Annotated in this window: 2 protein-coding genes and 1 pseudogene; all 3 read right to left on the bottom strand. The window is 43.6% G+C overall.

Annotated features, from left to right (window positions below):
• Positions 1 to 106 precede the first annotated feature (106 nt).
• Positions 107 to 1,228, bottom strand: a pseudogene (locus ACXAG2_RS20760) (type I restriction-modification system subunit M); the annotation flags it as partial.
• A gap of 80 nt (positions 1,229 to 1,308) precedes the next feature.
• Complete coding sequence (locus ACXAG2_RS20755) at positions 1,309 to 1,881, bottom strand: DUF6933 domain-containing protein (RefSeq protein ID WP_474870218.1); 573 nt, start codon at positions 1,879 to 1,881, stop codon at positions 1,309 to 1,311.
• Positions 1,878 to 2,756: a WYL domain-containing protein gene (locus ACXAG2_RS20750; protein ID WP_474870216.1), complete on the bottom strand. Its 879-nt coding sequence runs from the start codon at positions 2,754 to 2,756 to the stop codon at positions 1,878 to 1,880. The genes ACXAG2_RS20755 and ACXAG2_RS20750 overlap by 4 nt, the downstream gene beginning before the upstream one ends.
• Positions 2,757 to 2,972 lie beyond the last annotated feature (216 nt).

Here is a 2,972-nt window from a genome sequence, read left to right as displayed (position 1 = left end):
TAAATAAATCCGGAATCAGTGTTCAAATGATTCCAGAATAGGTGTTCAAGTGTTTCCGGAATCGCTGTTCAGATCCGGCCGGAATATGCACTTAAGAACAGTTATTTAGGTACTGGCGAATTTTTTGCTCAGCACCACCACGATAAAAAATGCCGGGGAAGCACACAATCGCCGCACGGCCTTTGCTTGATAGGTAACTCAGTGCGTGAAGTACGAAGGCAAAGTCGGCTTTTGATTTAGGCGCAAGCACACCAGCTGGCGCAAAGCGGTCATCGTTGATTAAGGTTGGGTCATCACTACCAATCCATTTAACCGAATAAGGCGGATTAGAGACAATTGCATCAAAGGGTTTGTCATCTAAAAAGTGCGGTTCGGTTAAGGTATCTCCCAACTGAATATTGAACTTGTCGTAGTTAATGTTGTGCAAAAACATATTCATACGCGCCAAGTTGTAGGTAGTATGGTTGAGCTCTTGACCAAAAAAACCATCTTCAATGATATGCGCATCAAAGTGTTTCTTGGCTTGTAAGAGCAATGAACCGGAGCCCGCCGCAGGGTCATATATTTTATTCACACTGGTTTGGCCTTGCATTGCGAGCTGGGCGATCAGTTTTGAGACGTGCTGAGGCGTGAAAAATTCGCCACCGGACTTACCCGCATTTGCCGCGTAGTTAGAGATAAGGAACTCGTAAGCATCACCGAATAAATCAATTTGGTTGTCTTCAAAATTACCGAAGGTTAAACCTGCCACGCCTTTTAACACAGCTGCCAGGCGTTTGTTTTTTGCCTCTACCGTATTCCCCAGACGATTACTGGTGGTATCAAAATCCGCAAACAACCCTTTGATGTCTTTTTCTGAATCGTAACCATTGGCTGAGTTTTCGATTGCAGCGAAAATAGCAGCTAAGTCAGTATTTAAATTTTCGTTCTTGTGCGCATTAGCTGCCACATTACTGAACAACTGGCTAGGAAGGATAAAATATCCTTTAGTGCGAACTGCATCATCTTTGGCAGCAAGAATATTTTGATCATCGTCAGACATGGCTGAATAGTTAGCGCTCTCGTCACCGCCTGTGATGTAGTTGACAAAGTTTTCACTTATAAAACGGTAGAACAGCGTACCCAGTACATACTGCTTAAAATCCCAGCCATCTACTGAACCTCGAACATCGTTCGCAATTGCCCATATTTGGCGTTGAAGTTCGGCACGTTGTTGTAAACTTGTCATTGTTTTTATCTTCCAGTTTTTAATCTTTTCTATTGTATTGTAATCAAGCAAGATGAATGACACCGTCATGGCTTCATCTTTTAATGCGATATCAAACCTTCTTTAAATTGGTTTGAATTCGCTGTTAATTTTGCTAATAAATTTACCATTTCTCTATCTGGCCATATGTAATCTTTCTGACCTTTTACGCCGCATGGCCTATGGCTTAAATCTGCGCTATATCGGTACGGGCTGATATCCGCTACCGGACTATTGTTATAATACAGTCCGTAATCAATTTCCTGCGCCACCTGATTCATCGTACCTTGCACTGAACGATTACAGTTTGTATCGAACGTAGGTTGCTGGTAGTTCATCGCAGCGGCATTAACGAGCTCAGGCGGCATATCGCTTTTCAGCAAGGTGTTAATAAACACGTCGTTAAAATGCCAGTCGAGGTTTGCGAAGTCTTTCTTGGTTAAGCATGGAATGAATAGCGTAAAACGTGTGGCATCATGCACCGCGATGACACACTGCCTACGCTGAATTGTGATAAGGTTTGCGTGCCAGTTTAGCCATTGAGCCTGAATGCCTATAGCAGTCGCAGGTTGCTTTGCGGCTTTCACCTTATCAGGTAGCTTGGCATAAAGTTTTTTTGTGCAATGGAGGATCACTTCTCAACTCCATCATTGTAACCCGGTGCAATTGCCAAGTTCTGTACATTATTCAGCGTAAACCTATTTTGAAGCCAAAGTTGGTATTCTGCACCTTTTAGCGTTCCGCGCTCAGTGCAGTCTACGTTCCATCGCCTTAACAGATAACCTGCCATTGCTGCTCTCACTTCAATTAACAACTGTTGGTTGTCCATGCCGTAATCCATTTCTATTGCGGTGGGGAACTCAACATTCTTTGGGTGTGGTACGAGTTGCAGTGGAATAAGGCGTTGCCATTCCATATCGGCTCCTGCGCTTTCTTCAGCTGTTGGAGTTTCTTTTATCGATACCTTGCTAATCCGTGTTAAGACAAAATCCCGAAAGCTCTGGCTTTTACGGTCATAAGCTCGCACATGCCAGCGAAGTCCATTATCAACAATTGAGTGAGGAACCAGTTCTCTCGCACCTGAACCACTGGAAAGTGACGTGTAGATAACGCTGACAGCTTTATTATTAAGAATAGCTTGCACTAGTCTGGCGACTATAAATATGTCTGGTACATTCAGCGTAGACTGTGATTCTACAGGGAAATGCATATCCCCTATTGCATCAAAACCATCAGAAATATTATTAGCCAGTTTCGTTAGCGTTCGCTTCGCGTCATGCTCAAAGACTGGCTTAAAGCTTTCCGTCTGAAAGTAACGCTTTTCTCTTGAATCGTAGTTCAGATTACCCGGCGCTAGTTCCTTATACAGACTAAAATCCCGCGACCCGGCTGATAAGCCGACCTCAAAGCGGTTTATCAAGTCTTGTCGACAAATCGCGCCTTTAAACAGTAAACAGAAATCGATATAGGCAAGTCTCTGCCTTTGTGAATAGCTAATATCGTCGAGCATTATTATTGTGAGTTCTAGTCTTTTGAACAGTGTGGTTCATTTTGATACGGATGTAAACTTTAACTAATCTAAACAATCTTTTAAAAGGGTTGTGTATCGCAAATTTTGGGTGCGGGAGACGAGTGTTTTTTTTCGTCCCCCAAAACTTCGGGTAACAAACCCACCCCAAGAAGGGACAGGAGGGGGGGGGGGTCTGGGCAAGGGGGGAATGGTTTT

Source organism: Alteromonas sp. ABH4_456 (assembly GCF_056160645.1).
This window is presented reverse-complemented; position numbering and strand designations above follow the sequence as displayed.

Bases quoted from the DNA above. Each gene is read 5' to 3' on its own strand.
- ACXAG2_RS20750 (WP_474870216.1), bottom strand. From the start codon at position 2,756: ATGCTCGACGATATTAGCTATTCACAAAGGCAGAGACTTGCCTATATC.